Here is a 17160-nt window from a genome sequence, read left to right as displayed (position 1 = left end):
CTCGGAGGCGACCACCCGTGAACGTGTTCCTCTGGATCCTGCAGATCCTGCTCGCCGCGCTCTTCGCCGGCGCGGGACTGACCAAGCTCACCCAACCCAAGGAGAAGCTGATCGACCGGATGGGGTGGGTGCGCGACGTCGCGCCCCTCCAGGTCAAGGCGCTCGGCACGGCCGAGCTGCTGGCCGCGCTGGGGCTGATCCTGCCCGGCCTCACCGGCATCGCCACGGTGCTCACTCCGCTGGCCGCCGTCGGGCTGGTCATCGTGATGGCCGGCGCGGTCGTCGTGCACGTCCGGGCCAAGGAGTACCCGGGCGCCGCGACGACCGCGGTGCTGCTGGTCCTGGCGGCGATCGTCGCCTGGGGCCGGTTCGGGCCGTACCCGCTCTGAGTCGCCGCGACCGGCCCGCACCCCGCACGGGGAGGCGGGCCGGTGTCGCGTACGGGTCAGCGCCCGTCGACGCCGCGGTCGCGCCGTACGGTCGCCTTGCGGCCCTTGATGGTGCTGTTGCGCAGCCCGGCGATCACCTCGTCGGCGACGCCCTGCGGCACCTCCACCAGCGAGAACCGGTCGGCGATCTCGATCGAGCCGATGTCCCGGCCACTCACCCGGGTCTCCCCGGTGATCGCGCCGACCAGGTCCTGCGGGCGGACCCCGGCCCGGCGGCCCAGGCCGATGAAGACCTGCGCGGTGCCGCCCGTGCGGGGCCGGCCACCGCCACGCCGCTCCCCACCCCGGCCGTCGAACCCGGCCCGGGGCTCCCGGGGCGGACGGACCGACACCTGCGGGATCTCCTCCTCGTCGTCGGAGCCCGGCAGGGCCGCCTCGTGGGCCAGCTTGACCGCCGCCAGCGCCACCTCCATCAGGTCGAACTCGTCCGACAGCGACTCGACGATCACCCGGAACGGGTCCAGGTCGTCCTCCAGCAGGCTCTCCCGCAGCGCCGCCTGGGTCAGCGCCAGCCGCCGGGTGCGCAGGTCGGCCACCGTCGGGATCTTGTCGATGGTGATCCGCTGGCCGGTGACCCGCTCGATGGTCTTGAGCATCCGGTGCTCCCGGGGCTCGGCCAGGGTGATCGCCACCCCCTCCCGGCCGGCCCGGCCCACCCGGCCGATGCGGTGCACGTACGACTCCGGTGCGGACGGCACGTCGTAGTTGACGACGTGGGTGAGCTGCTCGACGTCCAGCCCCCGGGCCGCCACGTCGGTGGCCACCAGCAGGTCGGCGGTGCCGGCGCGCAGCCGCCCCATCACCCGGTCCCGCTGCTCCTGGCTCATCCCGCCGTGCAGCGCCTCGGCCCGGTAGCCCCGCCCGTTCATCGTCTCGGTGAGCCGGTCGACCTCCTCCCGGCTGCGGCAGAAGACGATCGCCGCCGTCGGGGACTCCACGTCCAGCACCCGGCCCAGCAGCGCCGGCTTGTGCGCCCGGGTGACGATGTAGGCGCTCTGCCGTACCCGGGGGGTCTCGCCGGCAACCGGCTGCTCCCGCCCGATCTGGATGCGCTCCGGGTCGGTCAGGTGCTGGCGGGCCAGCCCGTCGATCCGGGCCGGCATGGTGGCCGAGAAGAGCACCGTCTGGCGCTGCGCGGGGGCGTGCTCCAGGATCGCCTCGATGTCCTCGGCGAAGCCCATGTCGAGCATTTCGTCGGCCTCGTCCAGCACCACCGTGGCCAGCGAACCCAGCCGCAGGGTGCCCCGGGCGATGTGGTCCAGCGCCCGGCCCGGGGTCGCCACCACCACGTCCACGCCCAGGTCCAGGGCGCGTAGCTGGCGGCCGATCGGCTGGCCACCGTAGATCGGCAGCACCCGGGCGCCCAGGTCCTTGCCGTACCTGTGGAACGCCTCGGAGACCTGCACGGCCAGTTCCCGGGTGGGCACCAGCACCAGCGACACCGGGTCGCCGCCCTGACGGTCCTGCGGCATCCGCTGCAACAGGGGCAGGGCGAACGCGGCGGTCTTGCCCGTACCGGTGGCCGCCTGCCCGAGCAGGTCCCGTCCCGACAGCAGCAGGGGGATCGCCTCCCGCTGGATCGGGGTCGGCTCCTCGTAGCCGAGCGCGGCGAGGGCGCCCAGCAGCTCGGCGCGCAGCCCGAGATCGACGAAGGCGGGTACGCCGTCGGAGTCGTCGGGCGCGGAGAGGTCGGTCGGTGTAGGTGCGGAACTCATGGGCAAAGTTTTCCATCATCCCCGTCGGGCCGCGCCGCCGACCGGCCCCACCGTGCCGACCGGCACAGCCGGAGCCGTCCGCCGGTTAGCCTGACCGGCGTGCGTACGGTGGAACTGCTCTGCTGCCCGGCGCTGGAGCGGACGGTGCGGGCCGCGTGGGACCGGCTGGCCGGGGCGGGGCTGCCCAGCCTGGCCCGGCACGGCCACCCGACGAACCGGCCGCACCTGACGCTGGCCGCCGTCGAGGCGTTCCCGCCCGGCGCGGTCGACCGGCTCGCCGGGCTCTTCGACGCCGCGCTGCCCCTGCCGGTCCGGCTGGAGCGGGTGACGGTGCTCGACGGCAGCGCGCCGCTGGTCTGGTTGGTCCGGCCCACGGCGGAGCTGACCGCCCTGCACCGGGCTGTCTGGTCGGCGCTCGACGGCGCGCAGGGGCAGCGGGCCTGGCACGCCCCGGGCCGCTGGGTCCCGCACCTGAGCCTCGCGCTGCGCTTCCGCGACCACGACCGGCGGCGGGCCCGCGCGCTGGTCGGTGGCGACCGGCCGGAGGGCCGGTTCGTGGCGGCACGCAGTTACGACGGCGAGACCCGGGCGGTCCACCCGCTGGGTGGTGGCTTCCCCGGAGACTGATGCTGTTCTATGGTGGGCGGAGCGCTCCCGTCGACGGTCCACCGACCGCCCGGCGGGTCAGTGCTGCGCCGGCCCGGTCGGATGGTCACTGCCATCCCCACCGGAAGAGGCCCCATGCCCCACCATGTCCGACGGCGTCCGGTCGCGCTCGCGGCTGCCGCCCTGCTCGCCCTCGGCGGGCTCGCGGCCGTGCCGCAGCTCGCCTCCGCCGCTCCCGACCCCGGCTCACCGGTCAAGGTCAACCAGGTCGCCTACGTGCCGGGACTGCCCAAGCAGGCCACCGTCGTGAACTCCGCGAACTCCCCGCTCGGCTGGACGCTGCGCAACGCCGGCGGCGCCACGGTCGCCTCCGGGCAGACCACGGTACGGGGCACCGACGCGCTCTCCGGCGACCCGGTGCACATCGCGGACTTCTCCGCCTACGACACCCCGGGCACCGGCTACGTGCTGTCGGTCGGCGGGAGCAACAGCTACCCGTTCGACATCTCCGCCGACCCGGTACGCCGGCTGCGCGGCGACTCGCTGGCGTTCTTCTACCACCAGCGCAGCGGCACCCCGATCGACGCCCAGTACGTCGGGTCCCGCTACGCCCGCCCGGCCGGGCACGTCAACGTCGCCCCCAACCGGGGGGACAACAACGTGCCGTGCCGCACCTCCTGCGGTTACACCCTGGACGTGCGCGGCGGCTGGTACGACGCCGGTGACCAGGGCAAGTACGTGGTCAACGGCGGCCTGGCCACCTGGCAGCTGCAGAACATCTACGAGCGCACGCTGTACGTGAACGGGGCGGACAAGTCCGCCGTCGCCGACGGCACGCTGGCCATCCCCGAGCGGTCCAACGGGGTGCCGGACGTGCTCGACGAGGCCCGCTGGGAGTTGGAGTTCCTGCTCAAGATGCAGGTGCCGGACGGCCGGACCAACGCCGGCATGGTCCACCACAAGATCCACGACCAGAACTGGACCGCCCTGCCCACCCGTCCCGAGCTGGACAGCGAGCCCCGGCTGCTCTCCCCGGTGAGCACCGCCGCCACCCTCAACATGGCGGCGGTGGCCGCCCAGGCGTCGCGGCTGTGGAAGCCGTTCGACGCCGCCTTCGCCTCCCGGGCCCTGGCCGCCGCCGAGAAGGCGTACGCCGCGGCGAAGGCCAACCCGAACCGGCTCGCCCCCGCCACCGACAACACCGGCGGCGGCGCGTACGAGGACAACACCGTCAGCGACGAGTTCTACTGGGCGGCAGCCGAGCTGTACGCCACCACCGGCGCGACCGGCTACCGCAACGACCTGAGCGGTTCCCCGCACGCCCGCGGCGCGGGCTTCACCCGGGGCGCGTACGACTGGAGCTGGACGGCCGGGCTGGGCGACACCACCCTGGTGCTGGTGCCGACCGGCCTGCCCAGCGGCGACGTGAGCGCGATCCGCTCGGCGATCGTCGGCTTCGCCGACCGGATGCTCGCCCAGATCGCCAACCAGGGCTACCCGGCCCCGGGCAGCGGCAACGGCACGTACTACTGGGGTTCCAACGGCGCGGTCGCCAACAACGCCAACGTGCTGGCCCTGGCCTACGACCTGACCCGCACGACGAAGTACCGCAACGGGGCCTTCGCCGCCTACGACTACCTGCTCGGCCGTAACCCGCTCAACCAGTCCTACGTGGCCGGGTACGGCGACAAGCCGGTGCGTAACCTGCACCACCGGTTCTGGGCCAACCAGAACGACGGCTCGCTGCCCACCGCGCCGCCCGGCTCGCTGTCCGGCGGCCCGAACAGCGAGTTGCAGGACCCGGTCGTGCAGGCCCAGCTCGGTGGCTGCAAGCCGCAGAAGTGCTTCATCGACGACATCGGGGCGTACTCGGTCAACGAGGTGGCGATCAACTGGAACTCGGCGTTCGCCTGGCTGGTGCACTGGGCGGCCGAGCAGGCCGGCGCCGGCAGCGGCCCGGACCCGACGCCGACCCCGACGGTGACGCCGACCACCACGCCGACGACCACCCCGACGCCGACCCTGCCGCCGCCGACCACCACGCCTCCGCCGCCGACGACCACGCCGCCGCCGGCCGGCGGGTGCGCGGTGACGTACTCGGCGAACAGCTGGAGCACCGGCTTCACCGGCAGCGTCACGCTGGCCAACACCAGCGCGGCGGCCTGGTCGTCGTGGCGGTTGACCTTCCGGTTCACCGGCGACCAGCAGATCAGCCAGGGCTGGTCGGGCCGGTTCAGCCAGAGCGGCAGCGAGGTCACGGTGACCAACGAGAGCTACAACGGCGCGGTCCCGCCGAACGGCTCGGTCAACCTCGGCTTCAACGCCACCTACAGCGGCACCAACGCGACCCCGACCGGGTTCGCGGTGAACGGGACGGCCTGCACCCTGCGCTGACCCACCCGCACCGGGCCACCCGTCGCGCGTCGACGGGTGGCCCGGTCGCGGTCCCGTACCGGCCCGGCCGGTGCGGGACCGGGCGGCACCGGCGGCCGCGTGTCGCCCTTCGGGGGTCGTGGGAGGAATGCTCGGTCTCCACCGGTTCACCACGGTTACGGTGCCCTCAGGTTCATCCGCACCGTGTCGTACCGGGAGAGGACCGACCATGCGCGTGCCCAGCCGAAGCCCCGGCCCCCAGCCCGGCGTCACCCCGCCCGCCCCGGCCCGGCGGACGCCCGCCCCGACCCGTCCCGTCCGGCGGGCCGCCCCCGACCTCGACGCCTACCGGCAGGCGGTCGCCGAGCTGCTGGTCGAGGTGGACGCGCTCGCCGGGACCGCCGGCACCGCCGCCCGTCAGGTGCTGCTCGACCAGCGGCTGCGCGAGCCGGCGATCGCCGACGTGCTCGACGCCACCGGGCAGGGGGTGCTGGGCGCCCGGGAGACCCTGCTGCTGGAACTGGCCCGCCACCAGCCCGACCGGCCCGCCCCGGGCCCCGACCTGACCGCCCTGGTCCGGATCTACCTGCTGTCCCGCATCGACCTGATGTGGTGGCGGGACACGACGGTCCTGGCGACCGACGATCAGGTCGACACGCACCCCGACCTGATCGACCTGGAATGGCTGCGTCGCCGTGGTCTGCTCGGCTTCCGCTACCGGGAACAGCCGGCCGGCGTCCTGGCCCGGGGGATGCGCGCCGTCCGGGGCCGGCTGCTGCCCGAGGCCGCCCCGCCCACCGCCGGGGTGCCGTTCCGCCGGACCCGCCGGGAGGTCGTCGCGCTCCTCAACGACCTGGCCCGGGAGTTCGCCCGGTCCGCCCCGCCCGGCACCCCGCCGCTGTGGGTGACCAGCCTGGCCCACAGCACCGAACACCAGTACCGGCTGCGCCGGCTCGGCCAGCCGGCCATGCTGCCCAGCGGCCACTGCCTCGGCTGGGCGGTGGACGTGGAACTGGCCTGGTACGCCCGGTTCGGCGCGCGGGACGTGCTGGCCGAGATCCTGCTGGCCCGGCAGGCCGCCGGTGAACTGAACGTCATCGACGAGGGGCCCGCCTGGCACGTCTGTCTCGCCCCGGCCGCCCGCGCCCGGCTGCGCTCGGCGTACGAGGCCGAGATGGGGATCTGAGCGCCGACCGTGCCGCGCGGGTGGGGACCCGTGCCGCCGGGTCAGCCGACGACCAGCAGGGCGAGCACCGCGGCGAGGGTGCCGAGCACCGCGACCACGGCGCTGGTCGCCACGAACCGGCGCAACGGCACGGTCACCCCGGCGGCCCGGCACCGCTCGTACCACAGCAGGGTCGCCAGGGACGCCCACGGCACCGCCAGCGGGCCCACGTTGGTGCCGATCAGCAGCGCCAGCAGCCGGGTTTCGTCACCGGGTGGGAGCACCGCCTCGCCGGCCAGGTAGGCGGGCAGGTTGTTGACCAGGTTGGCCAGCAGCGCCCCGGTGCCCCCGGCGCGCAGCGCCCCCGCCGTGCCGCCGGCGTCCCCGAGCAGCACGGACACCAGGTCGTCCAGCCCGTGCCGGCCGAGGGTCTGCACCACCAGGAACAGGCCGGTCACGAAGACCAGCAGCCGCCAGGGCAGCAGCGCCGGGCGCAGGGTCCGCCGGGACCGGACCGCGAAGCCGGCCACCACCAGCCCGGCGGCGACGGCGGCGGCCACGCCGATCTCCACCCCGGCCAGGATGCCGGCGACGAGCAGCAGGCACCCGGCGACCGCCGTACCGAACAGCAGCCGGTCGGCCGGCCGGTGCGGTGGGGGAGGGGTGAACCGGTCGACGTCGCGCCGGCCCCGCCGCCAGTACCACAGCCACAACCCCGCCATGGTCACCCCGATCGCCGCGAGCTGCGGCAACGCCATCCGGGCCGCGTACGCCGCCGGGGCCAGCGCGATCCGGTCGGCGGCGAGCAGGTTGGTCAGGTTCGACACGGGTAGCAGCAGGCTGGCGGTGTTGGCCAGCCAGACGGTGGTCATCGCCAGCGGCCCCGGGGCGACGCCCAGCTTGCGGGCCAGCGCGATCATCACCGGGGTGAGCAGGACCGCGGTGGTGTCCAGGTTGAGGGCGACGGTGGTGAGCGAGGCGAACCCGACGCAGAGCAGGAACAGCCCGGCGAAGCTGCCCCGGGCGGTGATCGCCAGCCGGGTGGCCAGCACGTCGAACACCCCGGCGACGGCGGTCAGTTCGGCGAGCACCACCACCGCGCCGAGGAAGAGCAACAGCGGCAGGATGCGGTGCAGGGTCGCCCCGGCGTCGGCCCGGGGGAGCAGGCCGGTGACCACCGCGCCGAGACCCAGCAGGGCCAGCCCGATCGCCACCCGGTCCAGCGGGTGCAGCCGCGGCCTACGGGGCCGCTCGGTCGGTACGGGCGGTGTCCCGCCGGCAGGTGTCACGGCGCACGATCCTCGCACAGCCGGCCCGGCTCCGACGCCGGATGGCCGTAACCGCCCGCCCGGCCACCCCGTACCGGCCGGCCCGACATCGACGTCCGCGGGTACGGCCACGGTGGACATCCCGGCACGGCTGCCCTAGCGTTCAGGAGATATGCGCAGGATGCTGCTGGGGGCCGGACTGGCCCTGTCGCTCGTCGCCACCGGCTGTGCCCAGGCCACCCCGACGGATCGGGCCACCCCGACGGAGTCGACCCGCACCGGCCCGGCGTCGGCGTCCGCGAGCCCGCCGCTCGCCTCCCGGCAGGACCCGGAGCAGGCCCGGCGTACGCTGGACAGCCTGCGCAAGGTCGACGACCTGCCGCTCTACGAGATGACCTACGTCGGTGGCTACGACCCGACGGTGGGCACCGACGCCCGGCCGGACACCGGACCGTTCGGCTGCTCCCTGTTCGCCGCCTCCGGCGACCCGGCCCGGCCGCTGTTCGCCCGCAACTTCGACTGGGACGCCAACCCGGCGATGGTGCTGCGCACCGATCCCCCCGAGGGGTACGCCTCGGTCTCCCTGGTCGACCTGTCCTACCTGGGGGTGGGTCCGGACCCGACCGGGGACCGTCGGCTGCTCGACGCGCCGCTGCTGCCCTTCGACGGGATGAACGAGCGGGGGCTGGCCGTCGGCCTGGCCGCCGACGACACCGCGACGGCGAAGCCGGTGCCGGGCCGGCCCACGGTCGGGTCGGTGCGCATCCTGCGGCTGGTGCTGGACCGGGCGGCCACGGTGGACGAGGCGGTGGCGATGTTCGGCAGGCACAACCTCGACTTCGACGGCGGGCCGCCGCTGCACTACCTGCTCGCCGACGCGGGCGGCCGGTCGGCGGTGGTCGAGTTCGTCGACGGGACGATGCGGGTGCAGCGGGCCCAGGGGCGGTGGCAGGCGCTGACCAACGTGCCGGTGGTCGACGTACCCGAGCAGCAGCGTCGCCGGGACCACCGCTACGGCGTCCTCGCGGCGGCGCTGGACGCGGCCGACGGCCGGGTCGACCCGACGGCGGCGCTGCGGCTGCTGGGTCAGGTCCGGCAGGGCCACACCCGCTGGTCGGTGACGTACGGGCTGCGTGACGGCGAGGTCCGGCTGGTCACCGTGGCCGGTGGGGGGCAGGAGCGCCGCTACCGGCTGCCGATCCGCTGACCCCGCGCACGACGGACGGCCCGGCCCCCCACGCGCATGGGGGGCCGGGCCGTCGCCGGTCGGGGGCTACCAGCTCAGGTAGCCGGCCTGGGTCTGCGCGTTCAACTCGGGCACCCGGACCAGGTCGGCCGTCCAGGTCCGCCAGTCGTTGAGCTTCAGCACGTCCAGGCCCTTCTGGATGTCGCTGGAGTAGATGTGCCCGTTGTAGTAGTACGTCGACCAGGCGCCGCCGGTGGTGAGCTGGGTGTCCGACAGCGGCCCCCGCTCCCAGAAGCCGATCTCCTTCGGCCGGGTCGAGTCGGTGAAGTCCCAGACCGAGACCCCGCCCTGGTACCAGGCCTGCACCATGACGTCCTTGCCGATCACCGGGATCAGCGAGCCGTTGTGGGCCACGCAGTTCTCGGTGTCGGCGTTGGTCCGGGGGATCTTGTAGTAGCTGCGGAAGACCATCGTCCGGGCGTCGCCCCGGCCGGTGATGTCGTAGACGGCGTCCGCGCCCCGGTTCGGCCCGACGATCTCGTTGCAGGTGGCCGCGCCGCCGCCGCCGAGTTCGTCGGTGAACACCACCTTGGTTCCGGCGTTGTTGAACGTCGCCGAGTGCCAGAACGCGAAGTTGACCGTGTCCCGCACCCGGTTGATCACCCGGGGCGCCTCCCGGTTGCGGATGTCCAGCAGGATGCCGTCACCCATGCAGGCGCCGGCGGCCAGGTCCTTGGCCGGGTAGGCGGTGATGTCGTGGCATCCGGTGGTGGCCGAGGTCTGCCCGGGGATGCCCTCGTAGCCGCCGTCGGGGAAGAGGTTCGGGGTGGCCACCACGGCCGCCTCGGTGGGCTTGTGCACCGGGACCTTGACGATCGAGATCGAGTCGTGCGGCGGTTGGCAGTCGGGGAAGTCGGCCCGTGGGCTGTACGACGACACGTACAGGTAGACCGTCCTGCGGTCCTTGCCGGGGACGAGGGTGTGGGTGTGCGAGCCGCAGGCGGTCTCCACCGACTTGATGTAGCGCGGGTTGGCCTTGTCGCTGATGTCGAAGACCTTGATGCCCTCCCAGGACTCCTTCACCGTCGCCGGCTGGGTCGCGCTGGCGCACGAGTCGTCGGTGCGGGACGAGTCGGTGGAGAGGAAGAGCAGGTCGCCGTAGACCGAGATGTCGTTCTGCGAGCCGGGGCAGAGCACCTGCGACACGATCGTCGGGGCGCTGGGCCGGGCGATGTCGTAGACGACGAAGCCGTTGTAGTTGCCGACGAAGGCGTACCGGCCCTGGAAGGCCATGTCGGTGCCGAGCGCGCTGGTGGTGTCGAACGGCGCCTGCTTGGGCAGGTTGGCGACCTGACGCAGGTTGGGGCTGCTGGAGATCTCGTCGACGGCGAGGCCGGGGGCCGCCGGCGTCCCGCCCTGGGTCGCGGTGGCCGGTGCGGCGACGCCCGCCGGGCTGGTGGCGACGCTCGCCACCAGCAGGCCGGCGGCGACCACGCTGACGATCTTCAACTGCCGTGGTCGGGGCAGGGGAAACCTGATCATCGGCGGAACCCTTCGAAAGGGGACGATGCGTATCAGACACCTTACCGGTCAGTGATGAGAGTTGATGTGATAAGCATCACATCTATCGGTGGCAGTGAATGGATACGATCGCGGCGACCTCGACCGGAGGGGGAGTCGCATGACCGGCCGACGTGGGCGCATCCTGCTCGCCGTCACAGTCGCCGCCGCCGTCGCGGTGCCGGTCGGGCTGGCCCTGCGCCCCGACCGGCCGTCGACCCCGACGGCGTCCGCCCCCACGACGACGCCGACCACGACCGGCCCGCCCGACGCCCCCGGGGTGATCGTGCCCGGCCGGCCCGGGGAGCCCGCCGCGACCCGGCCCGCGCAGGAGGTCCGCGCCCCCGGCACGCCCCGGTACAACACCCCCGACGTCTGGTTCGTCCGGATGATGATCCCGCACCACCAACAGGCCCTCCAGATGGCCGAGCTGGCCCCCGACCGGGCCGCCAGCGCCCAGGTCAAGGCGATCGCCGCCCGGATCAGGGGCACCCAGGGGCCGGAACTCGGCCTGCTGCGCGGCTGGCTCGACGCCCGGGGCCTGGCCGCCGACGAACCCGGCCACGACCACGGCCGGATGCCGGGCATGCAGTCCCCCGAGGCGCTCCGGCAGCTCGACGCCGCCCGGGGGGCCGCCTTCGACCGGCTCTTCGTCCAGCTCATGACCGCCCACCACACCGGCGCGGTGACCATGGCCACCCAGCTCCTCTCCGCCGGTGCCGACCAGCAGCTCAACGAGTTCGCCAACGCGGTGGCGACCGAACAGACCGTCGAGATCGCCCGGCTCCGCGCGCTGGTCTGAACCCGGTCGGCAGACGGGCCCGCCACCACCCCGCGCGGGGCACTACGCTCGGTCACCGTGAGCCGTACCCTCTTCGGTCGCCCGTTGCGCGGCGTCGCCTTCGACGTCTGCGTCAGCCTCTTGGTGGTGCTCTTCACCCTGGTCACGGCGGCGGCCCAGCCCGGCCTGTCGGCCCAACCAGGTGGCTGGCCGTCCGCGCTGGTCGGCCTGGGCATGGCGGTGGCCCTGCTGTTCCGGCGCGGCCACCCCTCACTGGTCGCGGCGGTCGTCGCCGCACTGGCGTTGGTCCAGGTGGTCGCGGGCTGGGGGCCGCTGGCCTACGACATCGCCGTGCTCATCGCCCTCTACAGCGTGGTCAAGTACGCCGACCGGCTGCGCGACGGCGTGCTGGCCGGTGCCGTCGCCGCCGTCGGGGTGCTGCTGGCCGCCTCGCAGGCCCGGACCGCCGTCGCCTGGTGGGGCCCGGCGATCTACTTCGGCCTGATCACCGGCGGGGTGTGGCTGGCCGCGCTGAACGTCCGCACCCGTCGTCTCTACGTGCTCAGCCTCGAGGAGCGGGCCGCCACCCTGGAACGGGAACGGGAGGCCGAGGCGCGCGCCGCGGTGGTCGGGGAACGCGCCCGGATCGCCCGCGAGCTGCACGACGTGGTGGCACACAGCATGGCGGTGATGATCGTCCAGGCCGACGGGGCCCGGCTGATGTTCGACCGGGACCCGGACACCGCCCGGCACGCGGTCAAGGTGGTGGCCGACACCGGCCGGCAGGCCCTGGAGGAGATGCGCCGGCTCGTCGACGTGCTGCGCGAGCCCGAGCCGCCGGAGACGACGACCGGCCCCGGCGCGGACACCGCCGGTGCCGAACCGGAACGCCGCCGCGCCACCGTCGCCGAACTGCCCGCCCTGGTGGGCCGGTTCCGCGACGCCGGCCTGCGGGTCGGGTACCGGGCCGGGGACGTGCCAGCCGCCCTGCCACCCGGGCTCGACCTGACCGTCTACCGGGTGGTGCAGGAGGCCCTGACCAACACCCTCAAGCACGCCGGGGTCGGCGCGCACGCCACGGTCGTGCTCGGCGTCGACGACGGGCTGGTGGTCAAGGTGACCGACGACGGGCGCGGCCGGCCACCGGCCCGACCGGCCCCCTCCGGCGGGCACGGCCTGGTCGGGATGCGCGAGCGGGTCGGCGTGTACGACGGCCGCCTCACCGCCGGCCCCCGCACCGGTGGCGGGTGGCAGGTCGAGGTACGGCTGCCGCTACCGTCGACCCCGGAGGCGGAGGTGATCGCGGCATGACCGTACGAGTGGTGATCGTGGACGACCAGGCGCTGGTCCGGGCCGGCTTCCGGATGGTGCTCGACTCCCAACCCGACCTGACCGTGGTCGGCGAGGCGATCGACGGGGCGGACGCGCTGCGGGTGCTGGCCGGGGTCGAGGCCGACGTGGTGGTGATGGACCTGCGGATGCCGACCATGGACGGGGTCGAGGCGACCCGCCGCATCTGCGCCGCCTCCACCGACGGCCGGCCCCGGGTGCTGGTGCTCACCACGTTCGACACCGAGGCGGACGCGTTCGCCGCGCTGCGCGCCGGGGCCAGCGGGTTCCTGCTCAAGAACGTGCCGCCGGAGGAACTGCTGGCGGCCATCCGGGTGGTCGCCGAGGGAGACTCGGTGGTCGCCCCGTCGATCACCCGTCGGCTGCTCGACCGGTTCGCCGACCGGCTCGGCCCGGCACCCGCGCAGGACCCGCGGCTGGCCCAGCTCACCGACCGGGAACGGGAGATCCTGCTGCTCGTCGCGCAGGGGCTGGCCAACGCCGAGATCGCCGCCCGGGTGCACGTCGCCGAGGCGACCGTGAAGACCCACGTCGGGCGGATCCTGGCCAAGCTCCAGCTCCGCGACCGGGTCCAGGTGGTGGTCCTGGCGTACGAGAGCGGCCTGGTCACCCCGGGCGGCTGAACCCGGGTACGACCTGGGTCGTACGGGTCACCCCGGTCGGGGTCGACCTGTGGCGCAGCCGGGTCGCGCGTGCGGGTGGACGCGGGCCGCCGGGGTGCTGCCTAGCGTCGGAGGGGACCACTGCCCCGCCGACCGGGAGTCCCCATGTCCGTCCCTGCCGCCGTCCGTCCCGCGCCCCGCCCACCCGCCGGAGGCGGCCGACCCGCAGTTCCCGGGGCCGGCTCCGGCCGTCGCCGGTGCGGGCGGTGACCGGCATGTGGCGGTTGACCCTGCGTACGCTGCGCGCCGACGCGCTGCGCCTGCTGCTGTCCTCGGTGGCGATCGTGCTCGGCGTCGCCTTCGTCGCCGGCACACTGATGCTCACCGACGGTATGCAGGCCGGGGCGTACGAGCGGGCCGGCGCCTTCGACCGGCACACCGACCTCGGTGTCTACGCCGACCGGACCACCCTGCCGCCGTCCCTGGTCGACCGGGTCCGCACGGTCGACGGGGTCACCGCGGCGGCCGGGGAGCTGACCGCCCTCGCCGGGGTGGTCGGCGTCGACGGCCGGCCGGTGCTCGGCGTCGGGTTGCTCGCCGCGATCCCCACCGAACCCGCGCTGCGCTCCTACGACGTGGTCGCCGGCCGGCTGCCCGACCGTCCCGGCGAGGTGGTCCTCGACGTGCCCACGGTCGCCGCGCAGGGGTTCACCCTCGGCGGCCCGGTCGGTGTCGGCGGCGCGACCGGCGCGGCCCGCCCGTACACCCTGGTCGGCACGGTCGACGTGGCCGACACCACGCGTGACGTCGGCGGCCCGTTCGTCGGGCTGGTCGGCGCGGACGCGCTGGCCGTGAGCGGGAAACCGGGCTACGACCGGATCATGGTGGCCGCCGCACCGGGGACGGCCGGACCTGCCCTGGCCGACCGGGTGACCGCCGTGGTCGGCGGGGACGCCACGGTGAAGTCACGGCAGCGCATCCTCGACGAGGCCGTCGAGGACGGGGTGCGCGACCTCGACCAGTTCCGCCTGGTGCTGCTCATCTTCGCCGGCGTGGCCGTGGTGGTGGCCGGGTTCGTCATCGCCAACACCTTCGCCATCGTGCTCGCCCAGCGGGCCCGGCGGACCGCGCTGCTGCGGCTGGTGGGGGCCCGTCGGGGGCAGGTCTTCCGGGCCGCCGTGCTGGAGGCGGCGGTGCTCGGGCTGGTCGGCTCGGCCCTCGGGGTGGCGCTCGGGACCGGGTTGGCCGCCGGGGCGGCGGCCCTGGTTCCCCGGCTCGACCTGCCGCTCTCCGTCGCCGGCCTGACGGTGACCGCCCGGACGGTCGGGCTCAGCCTGCTGCTCGGCACCCTGGTCACCGTCGGGTCCGCGCTGCTGCCCGCCTGGCAGGGCACCCGGGTGCCGCCGGTGGCCGCGCTCACCGCCGCCGCCGGGCACCAGGCCCGGGGCGCCGGGCGGGTCCGGCTGACCCTCGGCGCGCTGGTCGGCGTCGCCGGCATCGGCGCGCTGGCCGGGGCCGCCGCCGTCGGGCAGATCGTCCTGGTCGCCGTGGGCGGGGTGCTGTCCTTCTTCGGGATCGTCCTGTTCGGTCCGCTGCTGGTGCCGGTGCTGGTCCGGCTGTTCGGCCGGCCGTTGCGGCAGGTGTTCGGGGCCACCGCCGCGCTCGCCGTGGCCAACGCCGCCCGCAACCCGCGCCGGGCGTCGGCGACCGCCACCGCCCTGGTGATCGGCATCGGGTTGGTCTCGGCGTTCGTGGTCGGCGCCGGCAGCGTCAAGCTGGGCGTCGAGCGTGGGGTCGACGCCCGCATCGGCGTCGACTTCGTGGTCACCGGCATCGGTGTCGAACTGCCCGCCCCGCTCGCCGGTGAGCTGGCCGCCCGACCCGAGGTGGGGGTGGTGCACGAACACCGCGACCGGGTCGTCGACGGCGTCGAACTGCGCTCGGCGCACCCGGCGCTGGTCCGGCGTACCCTCGACGCGGTCGACGCCGGGGACGTCGCGGACCTGGGGCCGGGGTCGGTGCTGGTGCACCGCGAACTGGCCGCCGCCCGGGGCTGGCGGGTGGGTTCGACCGTCACCGTCGCCGGGCGTCCGTTCCGGGTGGCCGCCGTGGTCACCGCCGACGGCCCGACGTCGCAGGGGGTGCCCGCCGGGCACGTGGTCGACCTGGCCGACGCCGACTTCACCGCGCTCTACCCCGACGAACGCGGCCAACTGGCCGAGGTCGAACCGGCCGACGGGGTGCCCGCCGAACGGGCCCGCGCCGCGATCGAGGCGGTGGTCGCCCGGTACCCGACGGTGAACCTGCTGGACCAGGCGGCCTACAAGAAGATGCTCACCGGCACGGTGGACATGCTGCTCGCCTTCGTCACCGCGCTGCTCGGCCTGGCCGTGGTGATCGCCCTGGTCGGCGTCGCGAACACGCTCAGCCTCTCGGTGGTGGAACGGACCCGGGAGAACGCGGTGCTGCGCGCCGTGGGGCTGTCCCGGGGGCGGATGCGGCTGCTGCTGGCCCTCGAGGCGGTGCTGACCGCCCTGGTCGGCGCGGTGCTCGGCACCGCGCTGGGGGTCGCGGTCAGCGCCGGCGCGGTGGCCTTCGTGGCCCGGCTGGGTGGCGGCTTCACGCTGGTGCTGCCCTGGGACCGGCTCGGGTTGATCCTCGCCGTGGCGGTGCTCGCCGCGCTGGCCGCCTCGGTGCTGCCGGCCCGGCGCGCACTGGCCCGCCCGGTGGTCGAGGCGCTCGGCGCGGAGTGACCCCGGCCGTCACCCCGCCGGCCCGGCGGGGTGACGGTCAGAGCCGTTCCACTATCGCGCCCCGGCACCGGTCCCGGGTGTCGAAGACGTACCGGGCGTGCCGGGTGACCAGGTCGTAGTCGAAGCTGTCGTGGTCGGTCACCAGGACCACCGCGTCGGCCGCCGCGACCTCCCGCGCGGTCAGGTCGACCACCACCACCCCGCCCGGGATGTGCTGCGGCTCGGCGTACGGCTCCACCGCGTGCACGTCCGCGCCGAGCGCCTGCAACCGGCGGGCCACGTCGACCGCCGGCGAGTCGCGCATGTCACCGGTGTTCTTCTTGTACGCCAACCCGAGCAGCAGCAGCCGTGCCCCGTTGACCGGCCGGCCGATCCGGTTCAACCCGGCCATCACCCGCTGGGCCACGTGCTCGGGCATCTGGTGGTTGATGTCGTCGGCCAGCTCGATGAACCGGAAGGGCCGGCCCAGGGTGCGCTTGACCTGCCAGGACAGGTAGCACGGGTCGATCGGCAGGCAGTGCCCGCCGACCCCCGGGCCGGGCCGGAACGGCATGAACCCGAACGGCTTGGACGAGGCGGCCTCGATCGCCTGCCAGGCGTCGATGCCGAGCTGGTGGGAGGCCATCGCCAGCTCGTTGATCAGCGCGATGTTGACCTGCCGGAAGGTGTTCTCGATCAGCTTGGTCAGCTCGGCGACCCGGGTGGAGTCCACCGGCACGGTCCGCTCGACCAGCCGCCGGTAGAAGCCGTCCACCCGGGCCAGCGACGCCGCGTCCACCCCGGACACCACCTTCGGCGTGTTCTCCAGCCGCCACGTCGGGTTGCCCGGGTCGATCCGCTCCGGGCTGTAACCGAGGTGGAAGTCACCGGGGCTGCGCAGCCCGCTCGCCGCCTCCAGCAGCGGCCGGAGCAGGTCCTCGGTGGTCCCCGGGTAGGTGGTCGACTCCAGCACCACCGTGCAGCCGCGCCTGACGTACGGGCCGACGGCGGTGCCGGCCTGCTCGACGAAGCTCAGGTCGGGGACCCCGTCGCGCAGCGGGGTGGGCACGGTGATCACGCAGATGTCGAAGCCCTCGGCGTCCGGGTACTCGGTGCTCGGCCGGTACCGTCCGCTGGCCAGGGCCCGGCCCAGCCGGTCGGCCGGAATGTCCTCGACGAAGGACTCGCCGGAGGCGAGCCGCTTGACCCGGTCGGCGTCGACATCCAACCCGACCACGTCCAGCCCGGCCTCGACGGCGCGCATGGCCAGCGGCAGTCCGACGTATCCCTGACCGATGACGACCAGCTTCTGTGCGTTCACCCGGGGCTCCCTGCAAGCGTGTCCTTGCAGGGAGCCTAGATGGCGATATGGC

13 protein-coding genes are annotated in these 17160 nt (G+C 74.5%); 9 read left to right on the top strand and 4 right to left on the bottom strand.

Annotated elements, in window-relative coordinates:
- Nucleotides 1-17: 17 nt before the first annotated feature.
- Nucleotides 18-389, top strand: coding sequence for a DoxX family protein (locus B5D80_RS25490; RefSeq protein WP_088646484.1), 372 nt, complete (start codon nucleotides 18-20; stop codon nucleotides 387-389).
- A gap of 56 nt (nucleotides 390-445) precedes the next feature.
- Here B5D80_RS25490 and B5D80_RS25485 read toward each other — a convergent pair whose 3' ends face one another.
- Complete coding sequence (locus B5D80_RS25485) at nucleotides 446-2164, bottom strand: DEAD/DEAH box helicase (protein ID WP_088646483.1); 1719 nt, start codon at nucleotides 2162-2164, stop codon at nucleotides 446-448.
- A 99-nt stretch (nucleotides 2165-2263) separates the two neighbouring features.
- Here B5D80_RS25485 and B5D80_RS25480 point away from each other — a divergent pair, with 99 nt between their 5' ends.
- The 3 genes from B5D80_RS25480 (at nucleotide 2264) to B5D80_RS25470 (ending at nucleotide 6329) form a co-directional block, all read left to right on the top strand.
- Nucleotides 2264-2791: a 2'-5' RNA ligase family protein gene (locus B5D80_RS25480; RefSeq protein WP_088646482.1), complete on the top strand. Its 528-nt coding sequence runs from the start codon at nucleotides 2264-2266 to the stop codon at nucleotides 2789-2791.
- 114 nt (nucleotides 2792-2905) lie between these two features.
- Nucleotides 2906-5164 (top strand): glycoside hydrolase family 9 protein, encoded by a 2259-nt coding sequence (locus B5D80_RS25475; RefSeq protein ID WP_088646481.1) that lies wholly within the window; start codon nucleotides 2906-2908, stop codon nucleotides 5162-5164.
- A gap of 208 nt (nucleotides 5165-5372) precedes the next feature.
- A complete protein-coding gene (locus tag B5D80_RS25470; protein WP_088646480.1) occupies nucleotides 5373-6329 on the top strand; it encodes a hypothetical protein in 957 nt (318 codons plus the stop codon).
- Nucleotides 6330-6370: 41 nt separating this feature from the next.
- Here B5D80_RS25470 and B5D80_RS25465 read toward each other — a convergent pair whose 3' ends face one another.
- Nucleotides 6371-7597, bottom strand: coding sequence for an SLC13 family permease (locus B5D80_RS25465; protein ID WP_245854976.1), 1227 nt, complete (start codon nucleotides 7595-7597; stop codon nucleotides 6371-6373).
- A 151-nt stretch (nucleotides 7598-7748) separates the two neighbouring features.
- On the opposite strand from B5D80_RS25465, the gene B5D80_RS25460 reads away from it, so the two are divergent.
- A complete protein-coding gene (locus B5D80_RS25460; protein ID WP_088646478.1) occupies nucleotides 7749-8783 on the top strand; it encodes a linear amide C-N hydrolase in 1035 nt (344 codons plus the stop codon).
- Nucleotides 8784-8849: 66 nt separating this feature from the next.
- Here B5D80_RS25460 and B5D80_RS25455 read toward each other — a convergent pair whose 3' ends face one another.
- Nucleotides 8850-10304: an LVIVD repeat-containing protein gene (locus B5D80_RS25455; protein ID WP_088646477.1), complete on the bottom strand. Its 1455-nt coding sequence runs from the start codon at nucleotides 10302-10304 to the stop codon at nucleotides 8850-8852.
- 139 nt (nucleotides 10305-10443) lie between these two features.
- On the opposite strand from B5D80_RS25455, the gene B5D80_RS25450 reads away from it, so the two are divergent.
- From B5D80_RS25450 to B5D80_RS25435, 4 genes are all read left to right on the top strand, one after another.
- Nucleotides 10444-11124, top strand: a complete 681-nt coding sequence (locus B5D80_RS25450) for a DUF305 domain-containing protein (protein ID WP_088646476.1) — start codon at nucleotides 10444-10446, stop codon at nucleotides 11122-11124.
- A gap of 57 nt (nucleotides 11125-11181) precedes the next feature.
- Complete coding sequence (locus B5D80_RS25445; RefSeq protein ID WP_088646475.1) at nucleotides 11182-12414, top strand: sensor histidine kinase; 1233 nt, start codon at nucleotides 11182-11184, stop codon at nucleotides 12412-12414.
- Nucleotides 12411-13076 (top strand): response regulator, encoded by a 666-nt coding sequence (locus B5D80_RS25440; protein ID WP_088646474.1) that lies wholly within the window; start codon nucleotides 12411-12413, stop codon nucleotides 13074-13076. The genes B5D80_RS25445 and B5D80_RS25440 overlap by 4 nt, the downstream gene beginning before the upstream one ends.
- A 254-nt stretch (nucleotides 13077-13330) precedes the next feature.
- Entirely contained in the window at nucleotides 13331-15808 is a 2478-nt protein-coding gene (locus B5D80_RS25435; protein WP_088646495.1) for an ABC transporter permease, read from the top strand.
- A gap of 37 nt (nucleotides 15809-15845) precedes the next feature.
- Here the strand turns inward: B5D80_RS25435 and B5D80_RS25430 are convergent, their stop codons facing one another.
- Complete coding sequence (locus tag B5D80_RS25430) at nucleotides 15846-17108, bottom strand: nucleotide sugar dehydrogenase (RefSeq protein WP_088646473.1); 1263 nt, start codon at nucleotides 17106-17108, stop codon at nucleotides 15846-15848.
- Between the last annotated feature and the right edge of the window lie 52 nt (nucleotides 17109-17160).

This window comes from Micromonospora wenchangensis (assembly GCF_002210435.1).
Lineage (GTDB): Bacteria > Actinomycetota > Actinomycetes > Mycobacteriales > Micromonosporaceae > Micromonospora > Micromonospora wenchangensis.
Note: the sequence above shows the minus strand (reverse complement) of the source record. Positions and strands in the feature narration are given on the sequence as shown.

What these genes read in the sequence shown, in the direction of transcription:
- B5D80_RS25485 (WP_088646483.1), bottom strand. Translation starts at nt 2,164, where the DNA reads ATGAGTTCCGCACCTACACCGACCGACCTCTCCGCGCCCGACGACTCC.
- B5D80_RS25475 (WP_088646481.1), top strand. Translation starts at nt 2,906, where the DNA reads ATGCCCCACCATGTCCGACGGCGTCCGGTCGCGCTCGCGGCTGCCGCC.
- B5D80_RS25470 (WP_088646480.1), top strand. Translation starts at nt 5,373, where the DNA reads ATGCGCGTGCCCAGCCGAAGCCCCGGCCCCCAGCCCGGCGTCACCCCG.
- B5D80_RS25460 (WP_088646478.1), top strand. Translation starts at nt 7,749, where the DNA reads ATGCGCAGGATGCTGCTGGGGGCCGGACTGGCCCTGTCGCTCGTCGCC.
- B5D80_RS25455 (WP_088646477.1), bottom strand. Translation starts at nt 10,304, where the DNA reads ATGATCAGGTTTCCCCTGCCCCGACCACGGCAGTTGAAGATCGTCAGC.
- B5D80_RS25450 (WP_088646476.1), top strand. Translation starts at nt 10,444, where the DNA reads ATGACCGGCCGACGTGGGCGCATCCTGCTCGCCGTCACAGTCGCCGCC.
- B5D80_RS25440 (WP_088646474.1), top strand. Translation starts at nt 12,411, where the DNA reads ATGACCGTACGAGTGGTGATCGTGGACGACCAGGCGCTGGTCCGGGCC.
- B5D80_RS25435 (WP_088646495.1), top strand. Translation starts at nt 13,331, where the DNA reads ATGTGGCGGTTGACCCTGCGTACGCTGCGCGCCGACGCGCTGCGCCTG.